Below are 25613 nucleotides of genomic sequence, written 5' to 3'. Positions count from 1 at the left end.
GTGAGTCCCTATGAACCTGATCGAAATCCGCGACCTCAGTGTCGCCTTCAGCGGCCAGACCGTGGTGCGTAACCTGAGCCTGGACGTGCGCCCCGGCGAGTGTTTGGCACTGGTGGGCGAGTCGGGCTCGGGCAAGTCGGTGACGGCCCATTCGATCCTGCAATTGCTGCCCGAAGCCGGCACAGCTACCACGGGCTCGGTTAAATATCGCGGCCAGGAGTTGATCGGCGCGTCGACGGCGACCCTGCAGAAACTGCGCGGCAACCGTATCGCGATGATCTTCCAGGAGCCCATGACCTCTCTCAACCCGCTGCACAGCATCGAAAAGCAAATCGGCGAAACGTTGCTGCTGCACAAGGGCATGGGCGGCAAGGCGGCGCAGGCGCGCATCCTTGAACTGCTCGAACTGGTGGGCATCCAGAAACCCCAGGAGCGCCTCAAGGCTTATCCGCACCAACTGTCCGGCGGCCAACGCCAACGCGTGATGATCGCCATGGCCCTGGCCTGCGAGCCGGAGTTGCTGATTGCCGACGAACCCACCACCGCGCTGGACGTGACCGTGCAGCGTAAGATCCTGCTGCTGCTCAAGTCCTTGCAACAGCGCCTCGGTATGTCGCTGCTGTTGATCAGCCATGACCTCAACCTGGTGCGCAGCATCGCCCAGCGCGTGTGCGTGATGCGCGCCGGGGAGATTGTCGAGCAGGCTGACTGCGAGACCTTGTTCACGGCGCCGCAACACCCTTACAGCCGCCTGTTGCTGGACGCCGAGCCGTCCGGCGATGTGCTGTGCAGCGATCCGCGCGAGACCGTGTTGGAAGTGGATGACCTGACCGTAGAGTTCCCCCTCGGCGGTGGGCTGTTTCGGCGCAAAACCTACCTGCGCGCCGTGGATGGCATCAGCCTCAACGTGCAGCGCGGCAAGACCCTGGGGATTGTCGGCGAGTCCGGCTCGGGCAAATCCACCCTGGGCCAGGCGATCCTGCGCCTGCTGGATTCCACCGGCAGCATCCGCTTCCAGGGTGAAGCCCTCGACCCGCTGAACCATCAGCAAATGCGCCCCTGGCGCAAACAGATGCAGGTGGTTTTCCAGGACCCTTACGGCAGCCTCAGCCCGCGTATGTCGGTACAGCAAATCATCAGCGAAGGCTTGGAAGTCCACGCGCCGTGCAGCCTCGCCGACCGCGACGCGCAAGTGATCCAGGTGCTCAAGGACGTGGGCCTAGACCCCGCCAGCCGCCATCGCTATCCCCATGAGTTCTCCGGCGGCCAGCGCCAACGCATCGCCATCGCCCGCGCCCTGGTGTTGAAACCCGCGCTGATGCTGCTGGACGAACCGACCTCGGCGCTTGACCGCACGGTGCAAAAACAGGTGGTTGCACTGCTGCGCGAGCTGCAGGAAAAGTACGGCCTGACCTACTTGTTCATCAGCCACGACCTGGCCGTGGTACGCGCCATGGCCCACGACATGATCGTGATCAAGGACGGCAAGGTGGTGGAGCGCGGCGCGAGCCATGATGTGTTCGAATCGCCACAACATCCCTATACCAAGGAGTTGCTGGCGGCGGCGTGCGGGCTGTCGACATGAGCACCAGCCTCAAGGACTACCAACAGGTTCGCGGCCTGGCGATCCAGTCGCTGTTCGAGATCATCGAGCAGTCCAGCGAAGGCACGGTGATTGTCGACCGCGACGCCAATATCGTGTGGATGAACGAGCGCTACGCCAAGCGCTTCGGCCTCAAAAGCGCTGACGAGGCCATCGGCCAGCCGTGCGAGCAGGTGATTTCCAATAGCCTGTTGCGCCAAGTGGTACGTAACGACCAGCCGATCCTGCTGGATATCCAGGACACACCCAAAGGCCCGTTGGTGGTGATGCGCCTGCCGATCCACAACGACGCTGGCGCGGTGATCGGCGCGATTGGTTTCGCGTTGTTCGATGAACTGCGCAACCTGTCGCCGTTGATCGAACGTTACCTGAGCATGCAGCAGGAACTGGCCTCCACCCGCTCGCTGCTGCGCTCACGCCAGAGCAAGTACAACTTCGCGCACTTTATCGGCACCAGCGCCGCCAGCCTGGAAGTCAAACGCCGTGCCCGGCGCAGCGCGAGTGCCGAGTCGCCGGTGTTGTTGCTCGGCGAAACCGGCACCGGCAAAGAGTTGCTGGCCCAGGCCATCCACGGTGCCTCGCCACGGGCGCACAAGGCGTTTGTCAGCGTCAACAGCGCGGCGATTCCCCACGACCTGCTCGAAGCCGAATTCTTCGGCACCGCGCCAGGCGCCTTTACCGGCGCTGATCGCAAGGGCCGTCCAGGCAAATTCCAGATTGCCCAGGGCGGCACGCTGTTCCTCGATGAAATCGGGGATATGCCGCTGCCGCTGCAAAGCAAATTGCTGCGGGTGTTGCAGGAAAAGGAATTCGAACCGGTGGGTTCCAACGAGATGCTGCACAGCGATGTGCGGGTAATCGCGGCGACCTCCATGGACTTGGAAGCGGCGATCAAGCGTGGTGAGTTTCGCGCCGATTTGTATTACCGGCTGAATGTGTTGCCGATCCACGTGCCGCCACTGCGTGATCGGTTGGAGGACATTCCCGCATTGAGCGAGGCGATCCTCGAAGAACTGCGCAGCCAGCATGAGCTGGACCGCGAGGCTCTGGCGCTGCTGGCACAGCATGCGTGGCCAGGGAACATCCGTGAGCTGCGTAATGTGCTGGAGCGGGCGGCGTTGCTGAGTGATGACTTGATGTTGAATGCCACGGACATTCGCGCGGCGATCGGCACGTTCAGCCCCGTGGAGCGCGGCGCGGTCGCAACGGTTGAGGGCGAGACATTCGCGGCGGCGCGGGAGCGGTTTGATCGACAGCTGATTGCGACGGCACTTAAGGCCTGTGACGGCAACGTGGTCGAGGCGGCCACGCGATTGGGGCTGGGACGGTCGACGCTGTACAAGAAGATGGTGGCACTGGGCATCGCCTAATCTCTATACAGAGACTAAGTTCTCCAGAAAAAGACAATCCATGTGGGAGGGGGCTTGCCCCCGATAGCATCAGGTCAGTAAACACATTTGTTGGCTGATGCACCGCTATCGGGGGCAAGCCCCCTCCCACATTTGATCTTCGCTTGTCTCGAAATTGAGACAAAACCCAAAAACACTCGAAAGAAATTAAAAAATATCCATATATTTCAATAACTTGAAAATGTGGCACACATCTCGCTATAGCCCTCCCCACAGTTTCACCCACAAAAATAACAATCCGATGGAGACACACCATGAGTGTGATCATTGCCCTGGCCGCGCTCGCGCTGCTGATGCTGGCCGCCTACCGTGGCTATAGCGTTATCCTGTTTGCCCCCATCGCCGCCCTTGGCGCGGTACTGCTCACCGACCCGTCCGCTGTCGCCCCCGCCTTTACCGGGGTGTTCATGGAGAAAATGGTCGGCTTTATCAAACTGTATTTCCCGGTGTTCCTGCTCGGTGCGGTCTTCGGCAAGTTGATCGAGCTGTCGGGGTTCTCGCGCTCCATCGTGGCCGCTGCGATCCGCTTGCTTGGCACGCGTCAGGCGATGTTGGTGATCGTGCTGGTCTGCGCCCTGCTCACCTACGGCGGCGTATCGCTGTTTGTGGTGGTGTTCGCGGTGTACCCGTTCGCGGCGGAGATGTTCCGCCAGAGCAATATCCCCAAGCGGCTGATTCCGGCGACCATCGCCCTCGGCGCATTCTCGTTCACGATGGATGCCCTGCCCGGCACGCCGCAGATCCAGAACATCATCCCCAGTACCTTCTTCAACACCACCGCCTGGGCGGCGCCGTGGCTGGGGTTGATCGGCACGATCTTCGTGTTCTGCACCGGCATGCTGTACCTGGCGCGGCAACGCAACAAGGCCCAGCGCGCGGGTGAAGGCTATGGCACTGAGTTGCGCAACGAGCCTGAGACCGCCGAAAACCTCACTCTGCCCAACCCGTGGATCGCGCTGTCGCCGCTGATCCTGGTGGGCGTGATGAACCTGTTGTTCACCCACTGGATCCCGCAGTGGTACGGCAAGACCCACAGCCTCAGCCTGCCGGGCATGAGCGCGCCAGTGACCACTGAAATCGCCAAGCTCACCGCGATCTGGGCGGTGCAGGCGGCGTTGCTGGTCGGGATCTTGATGGTGCTGGCCTTCGGCTGGTCGGCGATCAAAAGCAAGCTCGCCGAAGGTAGCAAAAGTGCAGTCAGCGGCGCCTTGCTGGCAGCAATGAATACCGCGTCGGAATACGGTTTTGGTGCGGTGATTGCCTCGCTGCCAGGCTTTCTCGTGCTGGCGGACTGGCTCAAGGGCATCCCCAACCCGCTGGTCAACGAAGCAATTACCGTGACCCTGCTGGCCGGTATCACCGGTTCCGCGTCGGGCGGTATGAGTATCGCCCTGGCGGCCATGTCCGAGAGCTTTATTTCGGCGGCCCATGCGGCCAATATTCCCCTTGAAGTGCTGCACCGGGTCGCGGCCATGGCCAGCGGCGGCATGGACACCCTGCCCCACAACGGCGCGGTGATCACCCTGCTGGCGGTGACCGGCCTGACCCACCGCGAAGCCTACAAAGACATTTTCGGCATCACGATTATCAAGACCCTCGCGGTGTTCGTGGTGATCGGTACTTTCTACGCCACCGGCATTGTGTGAGGTTTTCATGACGACTTTGAATGGCAAGACCGCCCTGGTCACCGGCTCCACCAGCGGCATCGGCCTGGGCATTGCCTTGAGCCTGGCACAGGCAGGCGCCAACTTGATCCTCAACGGCTTCGGCGACGCCAGCGCGGTGATCGCGCAGGTGCAGGCGTTTGGTGGCAAGGTGGGGCATCACCCTGCGGACGTCAGCGACCCGGCGCAGATCGCCGACATGTTCGCCTACGCCGAGCGTGAGTTCGGTGGCGTGGACATCCTGGTCAACAACGCCGGCATTCAGCATGTGGCGGCGGTGGAAGAGTTCCCGGCCGAACGCTGGGACTCGATCATCGCGATCAACCTGTCCTCGGTGTTCCACAGCACGCGCCTGAGCCTGCCGGGCATGAAGGCCAAGGGCTGGGGGCGTATCGTTAATATCGCCTCGGTTCACGGCCTGGTCGGTTCGGTGGGCAAGGCAGCCTATGTAGCGGCCAAGCATGGCGTGATCGGTTTGACCAAAGTGGTAGGCCTGGAGACGGCAACCAGCAATGTGACCTGTAATGCGATTTGCCCCGGCTGGGTGCTGACGCCGCTGGTGCAAAAGCAAATTGATGATCGCGTGACCAAAGGTGTGGACCCGCACCAGGCGCAGCATGATTTGCTGGCGGAGAAACAGCCGTCCCTGGAGTTTGTGACGCCGCCGCAGTTGGGTGAGTTGGTGTTGTTTTTGTGCAGCGAGGCCGGTGCGCAGGTACGTGGCGCGGCGTGGAACATTGATGGCGGCTGGCTGGCCCAATAAAAACAGACACTGGCGTTCTAAATTGTGGGAGGGGGCTTGCTGCCGATGGCGGCGGGTCAGTACCGCACGGGCTAGCTGGTACTCCGCTATCGGGAGCAAGCCCCCTCCCAGAGTAGAATTCTATTGTTTTGAAGACTTGCATAAAAACAATGATGGCGGCTGGCTGGCCCAATAAAACAGACACTGGCGTTCTAAATTATGGGAGGGGGCTTGCTCCCGATGGCGGCGGGTCAGTACCACACGGGCTAGCTGATACTCTGCTATCGGGAGCAAGTCCCCTCCCACAGTAGAATTCTATTGTTTTGAAGACTTGCATAAAAACAATGATGGCAGCTGGCTGGCCCAATAAAAACAGACACTGGCGTTCTAAATTGTGGGAGGGGGCTTGCTCCCGATGGCGGCGGGTCAGTACCACACGGGCTAGCTGATACTCCGCTATCGGGAGCAAGTCCCCTCCCACAGTAGAATTCTATTGTTTTGAAGACTTGCATAAAAACAAGAGACCTTGCTGATGTCCGAGATCCTCTGGCAACCCTCACCGGAACGCATCCGCCACACGCGGATGGACCAGTTCCGCCGCTTCATCAACGACCGCCACGCCTTGCAACTGGGCGACTACCCCGCCCTCCACCAATGGAGCATCGACCAGCGGCCGGACTTCTGGCAGGCGATCGTCGCCTACTTCGACGTGCAGTTTCGCAGCCCGCCCGGCGCGGTACTGATCGAAGGCGCCGAGATGCCCAGCGCCCAGTGGTTTCCCGGCGCGACCCTGAATTTCGCCGAGCACCTGCTGCGTCGGCGTGACCACCACCCGGCCGTGGTCGCGATCAGCGAAGACGGCCAGCGCGAACAACTCACCTACGCCGAACTGGCCGCACACGTCGCCGGCCTGCAAAACAGTCTGCGGTCGGCTGGCGTCGGCATCGGTGACCGGGTGGCGGCGTGCATGCCCAACACCTGGCAAACCCTGGTGGGCATGCTCGCCACCACCAGCCTGGGCGCAATCTGGTCGTGCTCCTCGCCGGACTTCGGCACCCAAGGCGTGATCGACCGGTTCGGCCAGATCGAGCCCAAGGTGCTTATTACCTGCGCCGGTTATCGGTACGCCGGAAAACCCATCGACCAGAGCGCCAAACTCAATGAAATCCTCGAACGGCTGCCGTCCCTGGAGCAGTTGATTGTGGTGCCGTACGCGCGGCCCGAGGCGCAGGTCGAGGACTACCGCACCCAGGCGAAGGTTGTGCTGTGGCAGGACTTTTACCAACCCGGTGGCGAGCCTGAGTTTGTCGCGGTGCCCTTCGATCATCCGCTGTACATCCTCTATTCCAGCGGCACCACCGGCGTGCCCAAGTGCATCATCCACAGCACCGGCGGCGTATTGCTTACACACCTCAAGGAACACGGCCTGCATGCCGATCTGTCCCGCGAGGACTGCCTGTTCTACTACACCACCTGCGGCTGGATGATGTGGAACTGGCTGGTCTCGGTACTGGCCATCGGCGCCACGGCTGTACTGTATGACGGCTCGCCCTTTCATCCTGGACCTGAGCGCCTGATCGACTTGATTGATGCCGAAAAGATCAGCGTGTTCGGCACCAGCCCAAAATTCCTCGCCACCCTGGAAAAGGCCGGGCTGCAACCGCGCCTGAGCCACGACCTGGGCAGCCTCAAGGGGCTGATCTCGACCGGGTCGCCGCTGTCACCCCAGAGCTACGACTATGTGTACCGCGAGATCAAGGGCGAGCTGTGTTTATCCTCCATGTCTGGCGGCACCGATATCGTGTCCTGCTTTGTTATCGGCAACCCGGTGTTGCCGGTGCGCCGAGGCGAAATGCAGTGCAAGAGCCTGGCGATGGCCATTGAAGTGTGGGACGACCACGGCCAGCCGTTGGTCGGTGAAAAAGGCGAGCTGGTGTGTACCCGGCACTTCCCGGCCATGCCCATCGGCTTGTGGAATGACCCCGACCAGAAGAAGCTGCGCGCCTCGTATTTCAGTCAGTTCCCCGGCGTGTGGGCCCAAGGCGACTACGCTGAGCAACGCCCGAATGGCAGCCTGCTGATTCACGGCCGCTCCGACGCGGTGCTCAACCCCGGCGGCGTGCGCATCGGCACGGCGGAGATCTATCGCCAAGTGGAGAAAGTCCCACAGGTACTGGAAAGCCTGGCCATCGGCCAACGCTGGCAAGACGACGTGCGCGTGGTGCTGTTTGTGCGCCTCGATGAGGGCATCGAGTTGGATGAGACCCTGCAACAGCAGATCCGCCAAGTGATCCGCGCCAACACCACACCGCGCCATGTGCCGGCCAAAATCCTGGCTGTCAGCGATATCCCTCGTACCATCAGCGGCAAGATTGTCGAATTGGCGGTGCGCAATGTGGTGCATGGCGAGCCGGTCAAGAACACCGACGCCCTGGCCAACCCGCAGGCATTGGAACAGTTCCGCGACCGCCCGGAACTGGCATAAAGATGAAAGGATTCAGCGCTGACGCACTCATTTGAAGACAAACGCCGAATGCATGCTATTTTTCGGGGGTAGTCACCCATTCTCGACTCACGGGATAATGGGTGTTGTCATTTTTCAAAGCGTTACGCTCAGGGCTTTTTATGAAAGGAACATCCACCGGTAGCGACGCCGCTGCATTAATTGCGCGGCTGGACTGGGCACGAAGCCCACTCGGTGAGGCCAATGATTGGCCGCAAAGCCTGCGCACAGCGGTCGATATTGTTGTCCATTCGCCGATGCCCATGCTCCTGCTGTGGGGCAGCCAACTCACCCAACTCTACAACGACGGGTTCGCCCTGCTGGCCGGAAACAAACACCCCGAAGCCATGGGCCAACCGGCGCACCAGACGTGGCCAGAGCTGGAAAGCTTTACCGGGCCGGTCTACGACGCCGTGCTCAGCGGCCAGGTGCGCACCTTCAGCGAGCAGCGCTTTGTCCTGCAACGCAATAATCGCGACACGGAAATCTGGCTCGACCTGACCTACAGCCCGATCCGCGATGAAAGCGCCAACGTGGCCGGCATCCTCGTCACTGCCATTGAAACCAACGAGCGCCGCAAGGCCCAGCACAACACCGAGCAACGCTTGCAGCTTGCACTGGCGGCGACCGACGCCGTGGGCACCTGGGATTGGGACATCGGCGAGGATCACTTTATTGCCGACGCCCACTTCGCCTACCTGCACGGTGTCGACCCCGACGACGCGAACCGGCTGCCCATCAGCGATTACCTCCAAGGTGTGCATCCCGAAGACCGGGCCACGGTGGCGCGCAGTATCAAGCACTGCATCACCCACGGCACCGAATACGCTGAGGAATACCGCCTGCAACAAGCCGATGGCCAAGTCCGCTGGGTGTTTGCCCGAGGCCGTTGCTACAAGGATCACAACGGCCGCCCCGCGCGCTTCCTCGGTGCCGCCCTGGACCTGACCGAGCGCAAGCACACCGAGCAGGCCCTGCGCCAAAGCCAGACCGAATTGCAGCTGATCATCAACGCCATGCCGGTGCTGATCGGCTACGTCGACCACGAGCAGCGCTTTCGCCTGAACAACAGCGCCTACCTTGATTGGTACGGCATGACACCCCAGGAGCTGTACGGCAAGAGCATCCGCGAAGTATTGGGCGACGAAGTGTATGCCGGGCGCGAACACCAGATCGCTGCCGCACTCAAGGGCAAGGCGTGCAGCTTCATGACCATCACGCCCCACCGCGACGGGCGTCCCCGCCATGCGCTGATGAAATACTTGCCGCGTTTCAGCAATGACGGCTCGGTCAATGGTTTCTACATCTTTGTGATTGACGAGACCGAACGCAAACTCACCGAAGAAGCCCTGCGCCACCTCAACGATAACCTCGAAGAACGCGTGGCCGAGCGCACCCAGGCCCTGGCCGAGGCCAACCAACGCCTGCAAAACGAGATGTTCGAGCGCGAGCGCGCCGAAGATGCATTGCGCCATGCGCAGAAAATGGAAGCGTTGGGCCAGCTCACCGGCGGCATCGCCCACGATTTCAACAACATGCTCACCGGCATTATCGGCAGCCTGGACCTGATGCAGCGCTATATCGTCGCTGGGCGCAGCGAGGAAATCGGGCGCTTTACCGATGCCGCCGTGTCGTCGGCTCACCGCGCTGCCGCCCTCACTCACCGCCTGTTAGCGTTTTCGCGGCGCCAGTCACTGGACCGTCGCCCCACCGACCCCAATCAGTTAGTAGCGTCCCTGGAGGACCTGTTCCAGCGCACCAAAGGCGCGCATATCACGCTCAAGGTGCAATTGGGTCAAGACATCTGGCCAGTCAACACCGACGCCAGCCAGCTGGAAAACGCCCTGCTCAACCTGGTGATCAACGCCCGCGACGCCATGCCCGACGGCGGCGAATTGTTGATTGAAACCGCCAACAGCTACCTGGACGGCACCGACATAACCACCCTCGAACCGGTCAAGGCCGGCGACTACGTGATGCTCGGTGTGTGCGACAACGGCACCGGCATGGCACCCAAAATCCTTGCCAAAGCATTCGATCCTTTCTTCACCACCAAACCCATCGGCCAGGGCACCGGCCTGGGCCTGTCGATGATTTACGGGTTTGCCCAGCAGTCCGGCGGCCACGTCACGATCCAGAGCGAACCTGGCCAGGGCACCTGCGTGCGCCTGTACCTGCCACGCCTGCATGGCACCGCACTGGAAAGCAACCTGCCCGCCAGCCTCGGCGAAGTGCCGGTGGCACTGGCCGGTGAAGCAGTCGTGGTGGTTGAAGACGACGCGGCGGTGCGCATGCTGGTGGTGAATGTGCTGGATGAATTGGGCTACACCGCGCATCAGGCAGCGGATTCACGCACCGCGTTGCCACTGCTGGAGTCGGATCTGCGCGTGGACCTGCTGGTGACCGACGTCGGCCTGCCGGGCATGAACGGCCGGCAACTGGCGGAGATTGCCCGCCAGCATCGCCCAGGCTTGAAGGTGCTGTTCATGACCGGCTACGCCGAAAAAGCCGCCGAGCGCCAGGGCTTCCTGGAAGATGGGATGGACATGGTGGCCAAGCCGTTTTCCATCGACCTGCTGGCGACTAAAATCCGCAGCATGATCAACGTAGCCGAATGAGTTCAGGCATAATCGCGCGCCGTCGCACACCTGGTAGAGACCAATGAAAGCCCAAGCCCGTCATATCCTGGTGAAAACCAGTGAAGAAGCCGAACAACTCAAGCAGCGCATTGCCAAGGGCGAAGCCTTTGATGTGTTGGCCAAGAAGTACTCCACCTGCCCGTCGGGCAAACGTGGCGGCGATTTGGGTGAAGTGCGGCCGGGGCAGATGGTCGGGGCGATTGATGCGGTGATTTTCAAGAAGCCGGTGAAGGTGGTTCACGGGCCGATCAAGAGCAAGTTTGGGTATCACTTGGTGCAGGTGTTTTACCGCGACTGAGGCTTTGACTTAAGACCGCTATCGGGGGCAAGCCCCCTCCCACAGGGATCGCATTCCTCCAGATGAAATGCGGTCACGTGTGGGCCCGATCCGCCGCGGGCGGCCACTCACTTAATCTCTGGGAATAAGCGCACCCGGTACCTGGATGACCCGGCTCGCCAACCGATGCCCCGCCAACGCAGCCTCCTCCGGCGAATCACCCTTGAGCCGCCCGGCCAGATACGCCGCACTGAACGAATCACCTGCCGCTGTGGTGTCCACCACCTTCTCGACCTTCAACGCCGGCACCGCAAAACGCTCCCGCGCACAGCGGATCAAACACGCATCCGCCCCACGTTTTAGCACCACTTCCTCAATCGCCGGATAGGCCGCAAACACCTGCTCGCTGTCGGCATAGCCAAACAACGCGCGCTCGTCATCCTCGGTGAGCAAGGCGATATCCACCTCGGCCAAGACCTTGCGATAAGCCGCACGCGCCGCCTCGACACTGGCCCACAAACGCGGCCGGTAGTTGTTGTCGAACACCACCGTAGCGCCGCGTCGGCGCGCGTCAACCAGCGCTTGCAGCAAACGCTCGCGCCCAACCTCCCCCAGCACCGCCAGGGTAATGCCGCTGAAATAGACCACGTCATAGGCCGGCAACTCGGCCAGGATGGGCTCGGCGGCCGGCGTGGTGAAACAGTCGCGCACCGCGGCTTCGTTGCGCCAGTAGAGGAATTTACGCTCGCCGTTGGCGTCGGTCTGAATGCAGTACAAGCCCGGCAACCGCCCCGGCAGGCGCTGGACCAAGCCCAGCCCCAGGCCTTCGTCGGTCCATTGCTGACACATGGCGTCGCTGAAGCTGTCATCGCCCAAGGCGGTGACGTAATCGACGCTGCCGATCGGGCCCAACTCACGGCGCAGGTACACAGCCGTGTTCAGGGTGTCGCCGCCGAAGCTTTGTTGCAGGCTACCGTCGGCGCGGTGTTGCAGTTCGATCATGCATTCACCGATGAGGGCGATGCGTGGATGGGTGGTCATGGCTGCTGTCTCGGGGGGGGCTGATGGCCTCATCGGGGGCAAGCCCCCTCCCATACTTTGATGTGTGAACACATTTCAAATGTGGGAGGGGGCTTGCCCCCGATAGGAGCGACGCGATCTAGAAGCTGGTATGCAGGGACTCGATCACCTGCAACTGTTCATCCACCAGGCAACCCACCTGCCACTTGTCAAACGTCAGGCAAGGATGGGAAGTGCCAAAGGAAATGATGTCACCAATGCGCAGTTCAACCCCAGGCGCCACGACCATGAACGCATGCTGGTCCATCACGGCCGTGACCTTGCACGCGCTCACATCATCGCCTTGCGCCGGCACAATACCGGCCTTGTAGCGCTTGAGTGGCACCGGCAACCCGGCGTCGTAGGCCACGTCGCGCTTACCGAGGGCGATCACCGCAAAACCGGGCTCAGGCAACGACTGCACATGAGCCCAGACTTCCAGGGCCGGGCGCAGGCCTTCACTGAGATCGCTGCGGCGGTCGAGTACGCAGCATTGAGCTTCTTTGTAGATGCCATGGTCGTGGGCCACATAACTGCCGGGGCGCAATACGCTGAGGAAGCGGCCGGCGGCGTTCTGCGCTTCAAAGGATTCGGCGATCAGGTCGTACCACGCCGAGCCCGACGCTGTGACGATCGGCTTGGCCAAGTCGAAAGAACCGTTGTTCTGCAAGTCCACCGCCAGGCGCACCAAGCTGGCGGCGAAGTCGCGGATGCCGCTGACGGCGTGCTCGCCATGGATCACGCCTTCGTAGCCTTCAATACCGGTGAGGGCCAGGGCCGGCTGGGCCTTGATCGCCTTGGCCAGGTCGCGCACTTCCTGCTCGCTGCGGCAACCGCAACGGCCGCCAACCACGCCGTACTCGATCATCACGTTCAGGCGCAGGCCACGGGCGGCGAAGAACAGGCCCAGGTCGGCGACGTTATCCGGGTGGTCGACCATACAGTGGAAGTCAAAATCCTTGTCCGCCAGCAGGTCGGCGATCAACGCCATGTTCGGCGCGCCCACCAGTTGGTTGGCCATCAACACACGGCGCACACCTCCGGCATAGGCGGCGCGGGTCTGCACGGCGTTGGCCAGGGTAATACCCCAGGCGCCCTGGGCGATCTGACGCTGGAACAGTGCCGGCATCATGCTGGTCTTGCCATGGGGCGCGAGTTCGGCGCCGCTGTTGCTGACAAACTCCTGCATCCAACGGATGTTGTGTTCCAGGGCGTCGCGGTGCAGCACCAGGGCCGGCAGGCTGACGTCTCGGACCAGGTGGGCGCCGACGGCGGCGGCGCCTTTTTCAACGGCGTTGATGGCAGACATGTAAAGCTCCTATTCGTTGATGCGACGCGCCAGGTGATTGGCGCTGTCGATCAACACCCGGCGATAGTCGTTGTAGTTTTTTTGCGCATCGGCCCGAGGGGCGACGATGCACAGGGTCGCAATGCTGATGCCTTGCGCGTCCCGCACCGGGGCGGCAAAGCAATGGGTAAAGGTGTCGGCCACACTGTCGAAGGAAAAGAACCCATCGAGGGTAGCCTGACGGATTTGCGCGAGGAACGTTTCCAGCGGCAGACGCTGGCCGTCCGGCAGGATGAAGTCATCGTGGTCGATCAGGTCGACAATTTGCTGGTCACTCAGGTGCCCCAGCAACAGGCGCCCGGAGGCGGTCCAGGGGATCGGGGCGTTTTCGCCGATGTCCGAAGAAATCCGGAAATGCCGCTCGCCTTCGCGCATCAGCGCCACGGTGTATTTGCGCCCGTTGAGCAGGCACATCTGCGCGGTTTCATGGGTCTGGCTGACGATCTCCTGCAAGGCGTGATCGGCCTCGCGAGTCAGGTCGAAGTGTCGCAGGTGCGCCTGGCCGAGGAAGTACAACTGACGACCGAGGTAGACGTGACCGTCCTTGCCCACGGTTTCCAGAATGCGGCGCTCCAGCAAGGATGCGACCAATTCATAGACGGTGGACTTGGGGCTGCCAATGCCGCTGGCGATATCATTCGGCCGCAGGGGCTGGCCGACTTCCTTGAGGAAATCAAGGATGTCGAATGCACGGTCCAGGCCTTTGGCGCGGCGTTTGATGGTGTCTTCGGTCATGGCAATTTCGGTCCGGTCGAAATGGTAGGGCTGGCGCAGGTCCACTGTGGGAGGGGGCTTGCCCCCGATGGCAGCGTGTCAATCAACACCTCTGTTACTGATACACCGCTATCGGGGGGCAAGCCCCCTCCCACATTTGATCTCTGGTGCTTAAGAGTGGGGCAATTTAGCCCTTTTTCTTGTAGGCCACACAATCAATCTCCACCTTGCAATCCACCATCATATTGGCCTGTACACAGGCCCGCGCCGGGGCATGTTCGGGTGTGAAGTATTCGCCGAAGACCTTGTTGAAACTCCAGAAGTCCCGAGGGTCTTCCAGCCATACGCCGACGCGCACCACGTCTTTGAGCTCGTAGCCGGCTTCTTCGAGGATCGCCACCACGTTGCGCATGGTCTGGCGGGTTTGTTCGATGATCCCGCCGGTGATGATTTCGCCGTCCACCGCAGGCACTTGGCCCGAGACGTACAGCCAACCGTCCGCTTCCACCGCGCGGGCGAAGGGACGAGGCTGGCCACCGCCGGCAGTACTGCCGGCTCCGTAACGAGTGATGCTCATAAAACGATGCTCCTGATTAAAAACGAATGTTCTTGAGAAATTCCGCCAGGCGCGGCGATTGAGGCCGCTCGAAGATATCCTTCGACGAGCCCTGCTCTTCAATCCGCCCCTGGTTCATGAATACGATCTTGTCCGAGACTTCATAGGCAAAGCGCATTTCGTGGGTGACCAGCAACATGGTCATGCCCTCTTCCGCCAGGCCTTTGATCACACTGAGCACTTCACCTACTAACTCCGGATCGAGGGCTGAGGTGACTTCGTCGAACAGCATCAAGCTGGGGTTCATCGCAATCGCACGGGCAATCGCGACACGCTGTTGCTGGCCGCCGGACAACTGGCCGGGGAAGTGATTGCGGCGCTCTAAAAGTCCTACGCGGTCCAGCCATTTTTCCGCCAAAGCCACGGCTTCATCCTTGCCCATCTTCTTAACCTTGAGCAGGCCCAGGGTGACGTTCTGCAAGGCGGTCAGGTGCGGAAACAGGTTGAACTGCTGGAACGCCATGCCGGTCATCGCCCGGTGCTGGGCGATGACGCGTTCGGGGTGGCGCACGCGCTTGCCGCCAATGTCGCTGTAGCCGATGGATTCGCCGTCCAGGGTGATCTGGCCGCCCTGGAACTCTTCCAGCAGGTTGACGCAACGCAGCAGCGTGGTCTTGCCCGAGCCGCTGGAACCGATCAAGGTCACTACGTTGCCGCGCTGCATGGACAGGTCGACGCCCTTGAGCACTTCCACATCGCCGTATTGTTTGCGCAGGCCGCGAATGTTCAGCAGCGGCTCGGTTGTTTGAGGTTGGTTCATGGCAAGGCCACCCGCTTTTCAATGTAGCGCCCGAATAACTCGATGGCGTAGTTGATGACAAAGAACATAAACCCGGCGAACAGGTAGAACTCCAGGGTCATGAAGGTACGTGCGATGACTTGCTGGGTACTGAGCAGCAACTCGGCCACGCCGATCACCGAGAGCAAGGTCGAGGCCTTGACGATCTCCGTGGAGGAATTGACCCAGGTCGGCAGGATCTGCCGCAATGCCTGGGGCAACAGCACGTAGGCCAGGGACTGGTAGAACGTAAGGCCAATCGCCTTACCCGCTTCCAGTTGCCCACGGGGAATGGCTTGCAGTGCGCCGCGCACGATTTCCGACACATGGGAGCCGCAGAACAGCGTGAGCCCGACGGCACCGGCCTGGAACGCGCTGATCTGCCAGCCGAGCGCCGGCAGCATGTAGAAACACGCCAACACCAACACGAACACCGGTGTACCGCGGATCAAATCCACATACAGGCGAAACGGCGCACGCATCCAGAATTTGCCGTAGGTCAGCACCAACCCGGCGAAGATGCCGATCAGGGTGCCAAAGATAATCGCCAGCGCCGAGCAGTAGATGCTGGTCTGAAAGCCGGCCCAGAGGGTCTCTCGGGCGACCCACAACTCGTGTAGCCAACTGGGGGATTCGTACATAAAAACCCTCCTTAACGACGGATCGCCAGACGCTGTTCCAGGTAGCGGAGCAACATGGCAATGAGGTAACAGGCAGCCACGTAGAGCGCGGTCGTGACCAGCCAGGTTTCAATCACCCGGTAGCTTTCGACGTTGATCTTGCGGGCGTAATAGGTCAGCTCGGGCACCGCAATCGCAGCGGCGAGCGAGGTGTCCTTGAACAGCGAGATAAAGTTGTTCGAGAGCGCCGGCAGCACATTGCGCAACATCACCGGCACGGTGATATACGCACGGATACGCCACTCGCCGAGGCCAATCGCCAATCCGGCTTCACGCAGCCCCTTGGGAATATTCAACAGACCGGCGCGGAACACTTCGGTCAGGTAGGCACCGGCGTACAACGACAGCGTGATGATGAACGAGGGGATCTTGTCCAGCCGGATACCCAGGCTGGGCAAGGCGAAGTAGATCAACAGGATCAGCACCAGGATCGGCGTGTTGCGAATCACTGTCACATACACCGAGGCGAAGATGCGCAGCGCACGATGTTTGGACAGCATGGCAAACGCCATCAACAGGCCGATCACGCAGCCGATGGCGATCGACAGCAATGCCAGTTGCAGGCCAAGACCGAGCCCCGCCAGCAAGGTGTCGAAATCGCGCCACACGGCGGCAAAGTTCAACTGATAGTTCATGGTCGACAGTACCTAGTTGGGGCGCCTTGGCAGGCACCCCGGTTGTTCCGGATCACTTGAATTCAACAGGGAAACCAATCGCCGGTTCTGGCAGGTCGACACCGAACCACTGCTTGAACGAGGCTTTGTAGGTTGGGAATTCCACACCGGTCATGGCTTCATGCAGGGCAGTGTTGACGAAGTTCAGCCAGTCCTGATCACCACGCTTGACCGCGCACGCGTAGGTTTGCGGGCTCCAGGCGTAAGCCGGGCTGCGGTAGCGGCCGGGGTTCTGCACCATCAGGTATTTGACCGAGGATTGGTCGGTGGCGGCGGCATCGGCGCGACCGGAATTCACGGCCTGGTACATCAGGTCGACGCTGTCGTACTGGTCGACCTTCGCCTTGGGCAGCGCCTGGTGCACCAGTTCTTCGGCATACACGTTTTGCAGCACGGCCACGGTGACGCCATCGCCAGCCGCCTGCAGGTCTTCAATCTCTTTGTACTTGCTGTTGTTCGGCAGCAGCAGGCCCACGCCTTCGCGGTAGTACGGCAGGGTGAACGCCACCTGCTGTGCACGGCTGGCGGTGACGGTGATGAACTGGCAGCTCATGTCGACTTTGTCCGTCAACAGGTTGGGAATGCGCGCGTCAGACGACTGCACCACAAACTCGACCTTGCTCGGATCGTTGAACAAACCTTTGGCCACGATGCGGCCGATGTCGATATCAAACCCCTGCAACTTGCCATCCGCTCCCTGGAAGTGCCACGGCGCATTGGTACTGCCTGTACCCACGATCAAATGCCCACGTTTGAGCACGTTATCGAGCTTGCTGTCCGCCGCCTGCACAACGCCTGCGAGGGAAGCCGATGCGGCGAAGAGAAAAACACACGCTTTGAACACGGAAGGTCGGTGATGCATGACAAGCACTCCAGAAGTTGTGTATTCCGCTATACCGGAACTAAGTATGTAACAACGGAATAGACAGCAGAAAGTGTGCCATACGCACTTAGCGAAAACTACGGCCTCGGTAAAGTCCTTGGTAATCAGATAGATAACGCGAGGCGTAAGATGCGGCGTTGCGCTAGCATCCGGATTCAGATTGCTACCCAAGGCCTCACAGGGGATCACAGCGCCATTGGCGTGCGTCACCGCCCCGCTACCGCGCACCCCGACGGTGCGCCCGCCCCATGGAAAAATCCCTGTGCTGGGCTAGCCTTTGGCACACACCCAACGACAAGGACTGCATTGCGATGAAGCTCAGTCTCACCCTGGTACTGCTTTCGTTTCTGGCCGCCGGCAGCGCGTCGGCCAACAACGACCGCCGCGAATGCAAAGAAGAATTGCGCAAGCTCAAAGAAGCCTTCGACATCAATTACAGCAGCCAAAACCACCATGGCTATCGCCGCGCCAAAGCGTCCAGTGACAATGAGGAATACCGCAAGTGCGCGAACCAGGCACGCAAGGCCCGCGAACGCCTGGAGCGTGACGCGGACCTGTGAAGGTTGACAGTAGACGACGATGACCCTCGAGCTTAGCGTTGGCAGAAACCCGCGCCGCTCGTAAGGAGATCATCATGGGGATTGCCACCGCGACCATTGCCAATGCCGAGGATTACCAGCGCGTACTGAGCACGTCGCGGCCGGTATTCCTGCTGTTTGTCTCAGATCACTGCCCGGGCTGCGCGATTTCCGGGCCGCTGTTCCAGAGGATTGCCCGCAAGTACAGCTCAGTGGTGAGCCTGGTACTTGATTGCGCGAAAACCCCGAGGCACCCGAAGGTTACGGGTACCCCAACGCTGCTGATTTATCTCAACGGCACACTGATGGAGACGTTCGAAGGGTTCGGCCCCGAGGACGAACAAGTGCAGACGATCGAAAACGCATTCATGCTCTATGCCCCCCACAAGCGTGCAAAACCACCTGCGTCACCCGCCGCTCCTCGACCGCAGCCACCGTCAGGCGCCAGCCCTCATGCTCCAGGCTATCGCCCACCACGGGCAGGCGGTCGAGCAGGCTCATCACCAACCCGGCCAGAGTCTGGTAATCCTCCGTCGCGACAACCTTGAAGCCGGTACGCTGACGAATCTGGGTCAGGTTCAAGGCGCCATTGGCACGGAAGCCATCGCCCTCTTCGACAATATCCGGCCCTTCGATCTCACTGGCATCCGGCAATTCACCGGCGATGGACTCGAGAATGTCGGTCATGCTCAACACGCCCATGAAGTCGCCGAATTCGTTGATCACGAAGGCGATGTGGGTCGACTCCTGACGCATCTGTTCCAGGGCGTTGAGGATCGAAAAACTCTCCAGCAGGTTGATCGCTCGACGCGCCAGGTGCTCCAGGTTCGGCTCGTTGCCGGCCAGGTATTCCTTGAGCAGTTCCTTTTTATGCACGAAGCCCAACGGCTCATCTACCACGCCGTTGCGGATCAACGGCAGGCGAGAGTAGGACGAATGCATCAATTTCAGGCGAATCGTTTCGGCATCGTCCGCCAGGTCGATAAAGTCGACCTTGGCCCGCGGCGTCATCAAGGTACGAATCGGCCGCTCGGCCAGTTGCAGCACGCCACTGATCATCACGCGTTCACGTCGATCAAACAGCGGGCCCTGATTGGCATCTGTTTCGCCCAGCAAGTCGGCCACGTCTTCGCCCACCTCTTCTACCGCCAGGCTGCGACCGCCGAGCAAGCGCATCACCGCATGGGCAGTACGCTCGCGCACCGGCAACACGCCCTGCGCCGATTTCTTGCGACGGGCGCGGGCAATCTGGTTGAACACTTCGATCAGGATCGAGAAGCCAATGGCTGCGTACAGGTAACCCTTCGGAATATGGAAACCCAGGCCTTCGGCGGTCAGCGCAAAACCGATCATCATCAGGAAGCCCAGGCACAGCATGATCACTGTGGGATGGGCGTTCACGAAGCGCGTCAGCGGCTTGCTCGCCACGATCATCAGGCCGATGGAAATGATCACCGCGATCATCATCACCGCCAGCTCATCCACCATGCCCACGGCGGTAATCACCGCATCCAGGGAGAACACCGCATCAAGGACCACGATCTGCGCCACGATCGGCCAGAACATCGCATACGCCACGTTGCCCGTGCGCTGAGCCACATGCCCTTCAAGGCGCTCGTGCAATTCCATGGTGGCCTTGAACAGCAGGAATACACCACCGAACAGCATGATCAGGTCACGACCGGAGAAACTCTTGTCGAACACCTCGAACAGCGGCTGGGTGAGGGTCACCAACCACGAAATACTCGCCAGCAGGCCAAGGCGCATCAGCAATGCCAGGGACAAACCGATCAACCGCGCACGGTCACGCTGCTCCGGTGGCAACTTGTCCGCCAGGATCGCGATAAACACCAGGTTGTCGATACCCAGCACCAGTTCCAGCACAATCAAGGTCAACAGGCCGAGCCAGGCCGTTGGATCCGCTAACCATTCCATTTATATAAATCTCTATCTAGGTTTCAGAATGCCGGACACGGCAAAGCGCGGTCAGTGGACCGGAACAAGGTTAGCAGTCGGAATACGGGATGTTTCAGCGGGAACGGCAGCAGCGGATGTCTTGGGGAAAGACGACTGGGGGGCTCCGAGAGGGTGTTCATGCAAATCCTGAAATAACAAAAAGGACTTGAATCCTACAGGCGAAAAGCAAGTTTCCCACAACGCAAAACTATTACAAAACCTGTCTTTGAAACCCATACCCCTGTGGGAGGTGGCTTGCTCCCTCCCACAGGGGACCCCATGCATTCTGAAGGTCGGGTTACCAGAACCGCTGCTGGGTCAACCGGCTCCACCAGGTCAGCAGCACCCGGTCCACCGAACCGCTGGCCGCCAGGCCCACGCGCTCTTGCAGGCTTTTGCGCTCGGCATAGTGCAGGTGGAACACCTCGGCGGTCTTGGCCTTGGTGGCCAGGTATTCGTCGCTGGTTTGCAGCTCGTCGACCAATTGTTTGTCGAGGGCTGCAACGCCGAGCCACACTTCACCCGTGGCCACGTCATCAATCGCCAACTGCGGGCGATACCGCGACACGAAGTTCTTGAACAGTTGATGAGTGATATCCAGGTCTTCCTGAAACTTCTCGCGGCCCTTTTCGGTGTTTTCGCCAAACACGGTGAGGGTGCGTTTGTATTCGCCGGCGGTCAGCACTTCAAAGTCGATATCGTGTTTTTTGAGCAGGCGATTGACGTTGGGCAACTGCGCCACGACGCCGATGGAGCCCAGGATGGCAAACGGCGCGCTGATGATCTTCTCGCCGATGCACGCCATCATGTAACCGCCGCTGGCCGCGACCTTGTCGATGCACACGGTCAATGGCACGCCCGCCTGGCGGATACGCGCCAATTGTGACGAGGCCAAGCCGTAGCTGTGCACCATGCCACCACCACTTTCCAGACGCAGCACCACTTCGTCCTTGGGCGTGGCCAAGCTCAGCAATGCGGTGATTTCATGGCGCAGGCTCTCGGTCGCCGAGGCCTTGATGTCACCGTCGAAATCCAGCACGAATACCCGTGGCTTGGCCTCGGGTTTTTTCTTACTGTTCTTCTTTTCAGTTTTGCTTTCGGACTTGCGCAGGGCTTTGAGCTGGTCCTTGTCGAGCAGACTCGACTCCAGGCGCTCGCGCAGGCCTTTGTAGAAATCATTGAGCTTGCTGACCTGCAGTTGGCCGGCGGATTTGCGACGACCTTTACTGCGCAGTGCGGCGAAGCTGATCAGTACCACCAGAATAGCGACCACCAGGGTGACAGTCTTCGCCAGGAAGCTGGCATATTCGGCCAAAAAATCCATGTGACTCCTTACAAGTGCATTTACAAGAGCAGTGCGCCAGGCGCGGATTGCCCAAGCATACCGATGGCACCGCATTCGGGCCAGTGATCAAACCGTCGACAGCCAAGGCCTCTAAGGAGCTTTTAAAACAAGCGTATGTTTTTTCATTGACAGCTCCCTGGCATCCCCATAACCTCGCCAGACTTTCAACGTACCGGGAAAACGGACGTGGGCAGCATCTATCTGATTCGACATGGCCAGGCCTCCTTCGGTGCAGACGACTATGACGTCCTGTCGCCCGTTGGTGTGGAGCAGGCACAAGTGCTCGGTCGCCACCTGGCGGACATGGGCATCGTGTTCGACCGCTGCGTGGCCGGCGATCTGCGCCGCCAGCAGCACACCGCCACGGCTGCCTTCGATCAATACCGCGCCCTTGGCCTGCCGGTTCCGGTCTTGGAAACCGACAGCGCCTTCAACGAATTCGATGCTGAAGCGATCATCCGCGCCCTGCTCCCCGACCTGCTCACCACCGAACCCGACGCCCTGGACATCCTGCGCAATGCCGCGCAGAACCGCAGCGAATTCCAACGCATCTTCGCCCTGATCATCGAACGCTGGTTGGCCGGCACTTATGACACGCCGGGACTGGAAAGCTGGCTGGGGTTTGTCGAGCGCGTTCAGGGTGGCTTGCAACGCATTCTCGATGCCGCAGACAACACACAGAAAATCGCCGTGTTCACCTCCGGCGGCACCATCACCGCCCTGCTTCACCTGATTACCCGAATGCCTGCTACACAGGCTTTTGAACTGAACTGGCAAATTGTTAACACCTCGCTCAACCAGCTGAAATTCCGCGGTCGCGAGGTGGCACTGGCTTCCTTCAACAGTCATAGCCACTTGCAACTGTTGAAGGCGCCGCAACTCATCACCTTCCGATGAAGTGCGGCCAACCGTGACCCTAAGGTCACTGGACTCCACCCAAAAGGATCGAAACCATGACTGACGTAGCCAAAGCTGTAGAAGCAATGAAAGCCAAATTCAACCCAAGCGCTGCCGACGGCTTGGACCTGGTATTCGGTTTCCGTATCGATGACACCAAGAACTTTTCCCTGGTCGTCAAAGACAAAACCTGCGAACTGCATGAAGGTGAAAACCCGGACGCACAAGTGACCCTGGTCATGGACAGCGCGACCCTGGAAGGCATCGTCGACGGTTCGACTGACGGCATGCAGGCCTTCATGGGCGGCAAACTGCGCACTGAAGGCGACATGATGCTGGCGATGAAACTGAGTGAGCTGTTCCCTTCCTGATTCACAGGCAAGCTTGCATCTCGATCCCGCCTCTCCAGGCGGGATTTTTTTTGCCAACTAACCTGGGATCAATCAAGGTCCGAGGCCGCAACTCAGACCTTCGGTTGCAGCAGCAACGCCACCAACGCACTCCACCCCGTCTGATGGGACGCCCCCAACCCGCGCCCGGTTTCCCCGTGAAAATACTCATGGAACAACACCAGATCACGGCTGAGCGGGTCCGCTTCCAACTGCGAATAGCCCGCCATCGATGGCCTACATCCATTGTCATCCCTTAGAAACAGCCCGGTCAGCCGCTGACTGAGGCCTTCAGCCACTTCCTCCAGGGATGACAGATACCCGCTGCCCGTTGGGTACTCCACCGAGAAGTTATCCGCGTAGTACCGATGAAATTCACGCAGCGATTCAATCAGCATGTAGTTGACAGGCATCCACACGGGCCCACGCCAATTCGAGTTGCCGCCATACAATCGTGAGTCGGACTCGCCAGGCTGGTAACGCGCGCTGAGGGTGTCGCCGTTCATCTTCAGCGCCAGGGGCTGTTCGGCGAAGGCTTTGGACAGCGAGCGCACGCCAAACGCAGAGAGGAACTCACTGTCCTCCAACATGCGTCGAAGCAGGTCCTTTGTGCGTTCGCCCCGCAACAACGCCAGCAACAAGCGATTGCCCTGCCCTGGCTCGTTCCAGCGTGAGACCAATTTAGCCAAGTCCGGCCGGTGTTTCATAAAGCCCAGCAACCGTTCGCGCAAACCCTCCAGGCCTTCATGCTCGCGCTGCTCCAGCACCAGCACGGCGAACAACGGCATCAGGCCGACGATGGAGCGCAAACGTACCGGCTCGTTCTGCCCATCGGGGCTGTGCAGCACGTCGTAGAAGAACAGGTCCTGCTCATCCCACAAACCTTCGGCACTGTCATCGACCCGGTTAATGGCACCGGCGATATACAGGAAATGTTCGAAAAACTTCACCGCAATATCCACGTACACGGCATTGCGCCTGGCCAGTTCCAGGGCGATGCGCATCAGGTCCAGGGCATACGCGGCAACCCACGCTGTGCCGTCGGCCTGGTCCAACTGATACCCCGGCGGCAATGCCGCCGAACGGTCAAACAACGCAATGTTATCCAGCCCGAGGAAACCGCCCTGGAACAAGTTGCGGCCCTCGGCGTCCTTGCGGTTGACCCACCAGGAAAAATTCAGCAGCAGCTTATGGAAAATCCTCTCTAGAAAATCCATGTCGCCTACACCGGTCAACGCCTTGTCCTGCTGGTACACCCGCCAACTGGCCCAGGCATGCACCGGCGGGTTCGCATCATCGAAGCGCCATTCATAAGCCGGCAGTTGGCCGTTGGGATGCATGAAGCGATCCTTCACCAGCAGCAACAACTGTTGCTTGGCGTAACCCGGATCGATCAGCGCCATCGCCACCGCCTGAAAGCCCTGGTCCCACGAGGCATACCACGGGTATTCCCAGGTGTCGGGCATGGAAAGGATGTCGAAGTTGGACAGGTGCCGCCAATGGGTATTGCGGATATGCAGGCGCTCAGGCGGCGGCGCTGGCTGGGCTGGGTCACCATCGAGCCATTGGTTCACGTCGAAATAGTAGAGCTGCTTGGACCACAACAAGCCAGCCAGGGCTTGGCGCTGCACATTGCGCGCGTCCGCATCGCCAATGCCCTGTTGCAGGGCCGCATAGAAGTCATCGGCTTCCTGACGACGTTGCTCGAACAACTTACGGGCGTTGGCCGCGGGCGCATCCACGGGGGCAAAGCGCAGGTACAAAGTTTTGCTTTCCTGCCCTGCCAGTTCAAGGATGAACCGCGCGGCAACCTTGGTACCGGTGTCCCGGCGAATCGCCGATTGAGCGCCACTGACCACGTAATCGTTGATGCCATCCTTGAACGGGCCCGGTGCCACCTGCCCGTCCAGCTTGACGACATTGCTTTCGTTTTCGCAGAACAACCATTCCAAGCCATCCTGGCCCCAGGCACTCAGATAACGATCCGGCAATTCATGATGACGGGCCAACACCTGCTCGCCGTCCAGCCGCAACTGCGGCTTGGGCGCATCAAAGGTCCAACTCCAGTCGTTACGCGCCCACAGTTGAGGCATTACCTGCAAACGCGTCGGCTGCTCCGAGCGGTTATGCACCGTGACCCGCATGAAAATATCGTCAGGCTGCTGCTTGGCGTACTCGACGCTGACATCGCAATAGCGGTTGTCCTCAAACACGCCGGTATCGAGGATTTCATACTCGGCATCACCCAGCCCGCGACGGGCGTTCTCGGTGATCAGGTCAGCATAGGGAAAGGCGGCATGGGGGTATTTGTAGAGCATGCGCATGTAGGCATGACTCGGTACGCCATCGACGAAAAAGTACAGTTCCTTGACGTCCTCGCCATGGTTGCCCTCGGCGTTGTTGAGACCGAACAACCGCTCCTTGAGGATCGCATCGCGCTCGTTCCACAGCGCCAGCCCGAGGCACCAGCGTTGCGCCTTGTCGCTGAAACCGGCCAGGCCGTCCTCACCCCAACGGTAGGCGCGGCTGCGCGCGTGTTCATGGGGAAAGTAGCGCCAGGCATCGCCATCGGCGCTGTAGTCTTCACGCACGGTGCCCCATTGGCGTTCACTCAGGTATGGGCCCCATTCGCGCCAGCGCTCGGCGTCTTCAGTGGCCAGGCGTTGGCCTTCAATCGTTTGCGTTACGGGCGTGGCCGTCATTGGGTCCTCCATCGCCGACAAGGTGAGGAGCAGTGTAGAACCCATCCACACCCGCGTGCACATGAAGACTTGGAAGAGAATGCCGTTCATTCATTTGCAGAATGAAGTCCAGAGGAATCTTCGTTTGCAAGCGCACCTGGGGCCCAACAAAATCCAG

Annotated in this window: 21 protein-coding genes and 1 pseudogene; 11 read left to right on the top strand and 11 right to left on the bottom strand. The window is 60.4% G+C overall.

Annotation, left to right across the window (positions count from 1 at the left end; translation table 11 throughout):
- Window positions 1-10 precede the first annotated feature (10 nt).
- The 7 genes from CKW32_RS08205 to CKW32_RS08175 all read left to right on the top strand — a co-directional run bounded on the left by CKW32_RS08205 (window position 11) and on the right by CKW32_RS08175 (window position 10858).
- Complete coding sequence (locus tag CKW32_RS08205; RefSeq protein WP_095184546.1) at window positions 11-1585, top strand: ABC transporter ATP-binding protein; 1575 nt, start codon at window positions 11-13, stop codon at window positions 1583-1585.
- Entirely contained in the window at window positions 1582-2973 is a 1392-nt protein-coding gene (locus CKW32_RS08200) for a sigma-54-dependent Fis family transcriptional regulator (RefSeq protein WP_095184545.1), read from the top strand. The genes CKW32_RS08205 and CKW32_RS08200 overlap by 4 nt, the downstream gene beginning before the upstream one ends.
- Before the next feature lie 293 nt (window positions 2974-3266).
- Window positions 3267-4658, top strand: coding sequence for a GntP family permease (locus CKW32_RS08195; protein WP_032886537.1), 1392 nt, complete (start codon window positions 3267-3269; stop codon window positions 4656-4658).
- A gap of 7 nt (window positions 4659-4665) precedes the next feature.
- Window positions 4666-5439 carry a 3-hydroxybutyrate dehydrogenase gene (locus CKW32_RS08190; RefSeq protein ID WP_095184544.1) on the top strand — a complete coding sequence of 258 codons (774 nt, stop codon included), beginning with the start codon at window positions 4666-4668 and terminating at the stop codon, window positions 5437-5439.
- 511 nt (window positions 5440-5950) lie between these two features.
- Entirely contained in the window at window positions 5951-7903 is a 1953-nt protein-coding gene (locus CKW32_RS08185) for an acetoacetate--CoA ligase (protein ID WP_095184543.1), read from the top strand.
- A 140-nt stretch (window positions 7904-8043) separates the two neighbouring features.
- Entirely contained in the window at window positions 8044-10539 is a 2496-nt protein-coding gene (locus CKW32_RS08180) for a PAS domain-containing protein (protein ID WP_095184542.1), read from the top strand.
- Between the two features lie 43 nt (window positions 10540-10582).
- Window positions 10583-10858, top strand: coding sequence for a peptidylprolyl isomerase (locus CKW32_RS08175; RefSeq protein ID WP_003174397.1), 276 nt, complete (start codon window positions 10583-10585; stop codon window positions 10856-10858).
- 111 nt (window positions 10859-10969) lie between these two features.
- Here CKW32_RS08175 and CKW32_RS08170 read toward each other — a convergent pair whose 3' ends face one another.
- The 8 genes from CKW32_RS08170 to CKW32_RS08135 all read right to left on the bottom strand — a co-directional run bounded on the left by CKW32_RS08170 (window position 10970) and on the right by CKW32_RS08135 (window position 17568).
- Window positions 10970-11878 (bottom strand): sugar kinase, encoded by a 909-nt coding sequence (locus tag CKW32_RS08170; protein ID WP_095184541.1) that lies wholly within the window; start codon window positions 11876-11878, stop codon window positions 10970-10972.
- 118 nt (window positions 11879-11996) lie between these two features.
- The gene (locus tag CKW32_RS08165; RefSeq protein WP_032886545.1) at window positions 11997-13205 is read right to left on the bottom strand and encodes an amino acid deaminase; all 1209 of its coding nucleotides are present in this window, start codon (window positions 13203-13205) and stop codon (window positions 11997-11999) included.
- A gap of 9 nt (window positions 13206-13214) precedes the next feature.
- Window positions 13215-13979 (bottom strand): IclR family transcriptional regulator, encoded by a 765-nt coding sequence (locus CKW32_RS08160; protein WP_032886547.1) that lies wholly within the window; start codon window positions 13977-13979, stop codon window positions 13215-13217.
- 166 nt (window positions 13980-14145) lie between these two features.
- Window positions 14146-14535, bottom strand: a complete 390-nt coding sequence (locus tag CKW32_RS08155; protein WP_010210958.1) for a RidA family protein — start codon at window positions 14533-14535, stop codon at window positions 14146-14148.
- Window positions 14536-14551: 16 nt separating this feature from the next.
- Complete coding sequence (locus tag CKW32_RS08150; RefSeq protein ID WP_032886550.1) at window positions 14552-15334, bottom strand: amino acid ABC transporter ATP-binding protein; 783 nt, start codon at window positions 15332-15334, stop codon at window positions 14552-14554.
- Window positions 15331-15993 (bottom strand): amino acid ABC transporter permease, encoded by a 663-nt coding sequence (locus tag CKW32_RS08145; protein WP_095184540.1) that lies wholly within the window; start codon window positions 15991-15993, stop codon window positions 15331-15333. Before CKW32_RS08145 ends, CKW32_RS08150 begins: the two co-directional genes overlap by 4 nt.
- An 11-nt stretch (window positions 15994-16004) precedes the next feature.
- Window positions 16005-16667, bottom strand: coding sequence for an amino acid ABC transporter permease (locus tag CKW32_RS08140; protein WP_065878346.1), 663 nt, complete (start codon window positions 16665-16667; stop codon window positions 16005-16007).
- A gap of 52 nt (window positions 16668-16719) precedes the next feature.
- Window positions 16720-17568: a transporter substrate-binding domain-containing protein gene (locus tag CKW32_RS08135; protein WP_032886556.1), complete on the bottom strand. Its 849-nt coding sequence runs from the start codon at window positions 17566-17568 to the stop codon at window positions 16720-16722.
- A 332-nt stretch (window positions 17569-17900) separates the two neighbouring features.
- Here CKW32_RS08135 and CKW32_RS08130 point away from each other — a divergent pair, with 332 nt between their 5' ends.
- Window positions 17901-18149, top strand: coding sequence for a hypothetical protein (locus CKW32_RS08130; RefSeq protein ID WP_032886558.1), 249 nt, complete (start codon window positions 17901-17903; stop codon window positions 18147-18149).
- Between the two features lie 74 nt (window positions 18150-18223).
- Window positions 18224-18514: pseudogene (locus CKW32_RS08125) on the top strand (thioredoxin family protein); the annotation flags it as partial.
- A gap of 19 nt (window positions 18515-18533) precedes the next feature.
- Here CKW32_RS08125 and CKW32_RS08120 read toward each other — a convergent pair.
- The gene (locus tag CKW32_RS08120; protein WP_095184539.1) at window positions 18534-20102 is read right to left on the bottom strand and encodes a TerC family protein; all 1569 of its coding nucleotides are present in this window, start codon (window positions 20100-20102) and stop codon (window positions 18534-18536) included.
- Window positions 20103-20421: 319 nt separating this feature from the next.
- Entirely contained in the window at window positions 20422-21447 is a 1026-nt protein-coding gene (gene sohB / locus CKW32_RS08115) for a protease SohB (protein WP_017135929.1), read from the bottom strand.
- 207 nt (window positions 21448-21654) lie between these two features.
- Here sohB and CKW32_RS08110 point away from each other — a divergent pair, with 207 nt between their 5' ends.
- A complete protein-coding gene (locus tag CKW32_RS08110) occupies window positions 21655-22365 on the top strand; it encodes a histidine phosphatase family protein (protein WP_032886565.1) in 711 nt (236 codons plus the stop codon).
- A 56-nt stretch (window positions 22366-22421) separates the two neighbouring features.
- Complete coding sequence (locus tag CKW32_RS08105) at window positions 22422-22736, top strand: SCP2 sterol-binding domain-containing protein (RefSeq protein ID WP_032886566.1); 315 nt, start codon at window positions 22422-22424, stop codon at window positions 22734-22736.
- Window positions 22737-22828: 92 nt separating this feature from the next.
- On the opposite strand, the gene CKW32_RS08100 is transcribed toward CKW32_RS08105, so the two are convergent.
- Entirely contained in the window at window positions 22829-25456 is a 2628-nt protein-coding gene (locus tag CKW32_RS08100) for a glucosidase (RefSeq protein ID WP_095184538.1), read from the bottom strand.
- Between the last annotated feature and the right edge of the window lie 157 nt (window positions 25457-25613).

Origin of the sequence: Pseudomonas sp. Irchel 3H9 (assembly GCF_900187495.1) — a bacterium.
Lineage (GTDB): Bacteria > Pseudomonadota > Gammaproteobacteria > Pseudomonadales > Pseudomonadaceae > Aquipseudomonas > Aquipseudomonas sivasensis.
The sequence above is the reverse complement of the archived record's forward strand: the minus strand, read 5'-3'. Positions and strand labels throughout refer to the sequence as shown.

Excerpts from the sequence above, each read along its gene's own strand:
- CKW32_RS08150 (WP_032886550.1), bottom strand. The coding sequence starts at position 15,334 with ATGAACCAACCTCAAACAACCGAGCCGCTGCTGAACATTCGCGGCCTG.
- CKW32_RS08170 (WP_095184541.1), bottom strand. The coding sequence starts at position 11,878 with ATGACCACCCATCCACGCATCGCCCTCATCGGTGAATGCATGATCGAA.
- CKW32_RS08140 (WP_065878346.1), bottom strand. The coding sequence starts at position 16,667 with ATGAACTATCAGTTGAACTTTGCCGCCGTGTGGCGCGATTTCGACACC.
- CKW32_RS08205 (WP_095184546.1), top strand. The coding sequence starts at position 11 with ATGAACCTGATCGAAATCCGCGACCTCAGTGTCGCCTTCAGCGGCCAG.
- CKW32_RS08180 (WP_095184542.1), top strand. The coding sequence starts at position 8,044 with ATGAAAGGAACATCCACCGGTAGCGACGCCGCTGCATTAATTGCGCGG.
- CKW32_RS08100 (WP_095184538.1), bottom strand. The coding sequence starts at position 25,456 with ATGACGGCCACGCCCGTAACGCAAACGATTGAAGGCCAACGCCTGGCC.
- CKW32_RS08185 (WP_095184543.1), top strand. The coding sequence starts at position 5,951 with ATGTCCGAGATCCTCTGGCAACCCTCACCGGAACGCATCCGCCACACG.
- CKW32_RS08160 (WP_032886547.1), bottom strand. The coding sequence starts at position 13,979 with ATGACCGAAGACACCATCAAACGCCGCGCCAAAGGCCTGGACCGTGCA.
- CKW32_RS08155 (WP_010210958.1), bottom strand. The coding sequence starts at position 14,535 with ATGAGCATCACTCGTTACGGAGCCGGCAGTACTGCCGGCGGTGGCCAG.
- CKW32_RS08195 (WP_032886537.1), top strand. The coding sequence starts at position 3,267 with ATGAGTGTGATCATTGCCCTGGCCGCGCTCGCGCTGCTGATGCTGGCC.
- sohB (WP_017135929.1), bottom strand. The coding sequence starts at position 21,447 with ATGGATTTTTTGGCCGAATATGCCAGCTTCCTGGCGAAGACTGTCACC.
- CKW32_RS08135 (WP_032886556.1), bottom strand. The coding sequence starts at position 17,568 with ATGCATCACCGACCTTCCGTGTTCAAAGCGTGTGTTTTTCTCTTCGCC.
- CKW32_RS08120 (WP_095184539.1), bottom strand. The coding sequence starts at position 20,102 with ATGGAATGGTTAGCGGATCCAACGGCCTGGCTCGGCCTGTTGACCTTG.
- CKW32_RS08200 (WP_095184545.1), top strand. The coding sequence starts at position 1,582 with ATGAGCACCAGCCTCAAGGACTACCAACAGGTTCGCGGCCTGGCGATC.
- CKW32_RS08145 (WP_095184540.1), bottom strand. The coding sequence starts at position 15,993 with ATGTACGAATCCCCCAGTTGGCTACACGAGTTGTGGGTCGCCCGAGAG.
- CKW32_RS08105 (WP_032886566.1), top strand. The coding sequence starts at position 22,422 with ATGACTGACGTAGCCAAAGCTGTAGAAGCAATGAAAGCCAAATTCAAC.
- CKW32_RS08190 (WP_095184544.1), top strand. The coding sequence starts at position 4,666 with ATGACGACTTTGAATGGCAAGACCGCCCTGGTCACCGGCTCCACCAGC.
- CKW32_RS08130 (WP_032886558.1), top strand. The coding sequence starts at position 17,901 with ATGAAGCTCAGTCTCACCCTGGTACTGCTTTCGTTTCTGGCCGCCGGC.
- CKW32_RS08175 (WP_003174397.1), top strand. The coding sequence starts at position 10,583 with ATGAAAGCCCAAGCCCGTCATATCCTGGTGAAAACCAGTGAAGAAGCC.
- CKW32_RS08165 (WP_032886545.1), bottom strand. The coding sequence starts at position 13,205 with ATGTCTGCCATCAACGCCGTTGAAAAAGGCGCCGCCGCCGTCGGCGCC.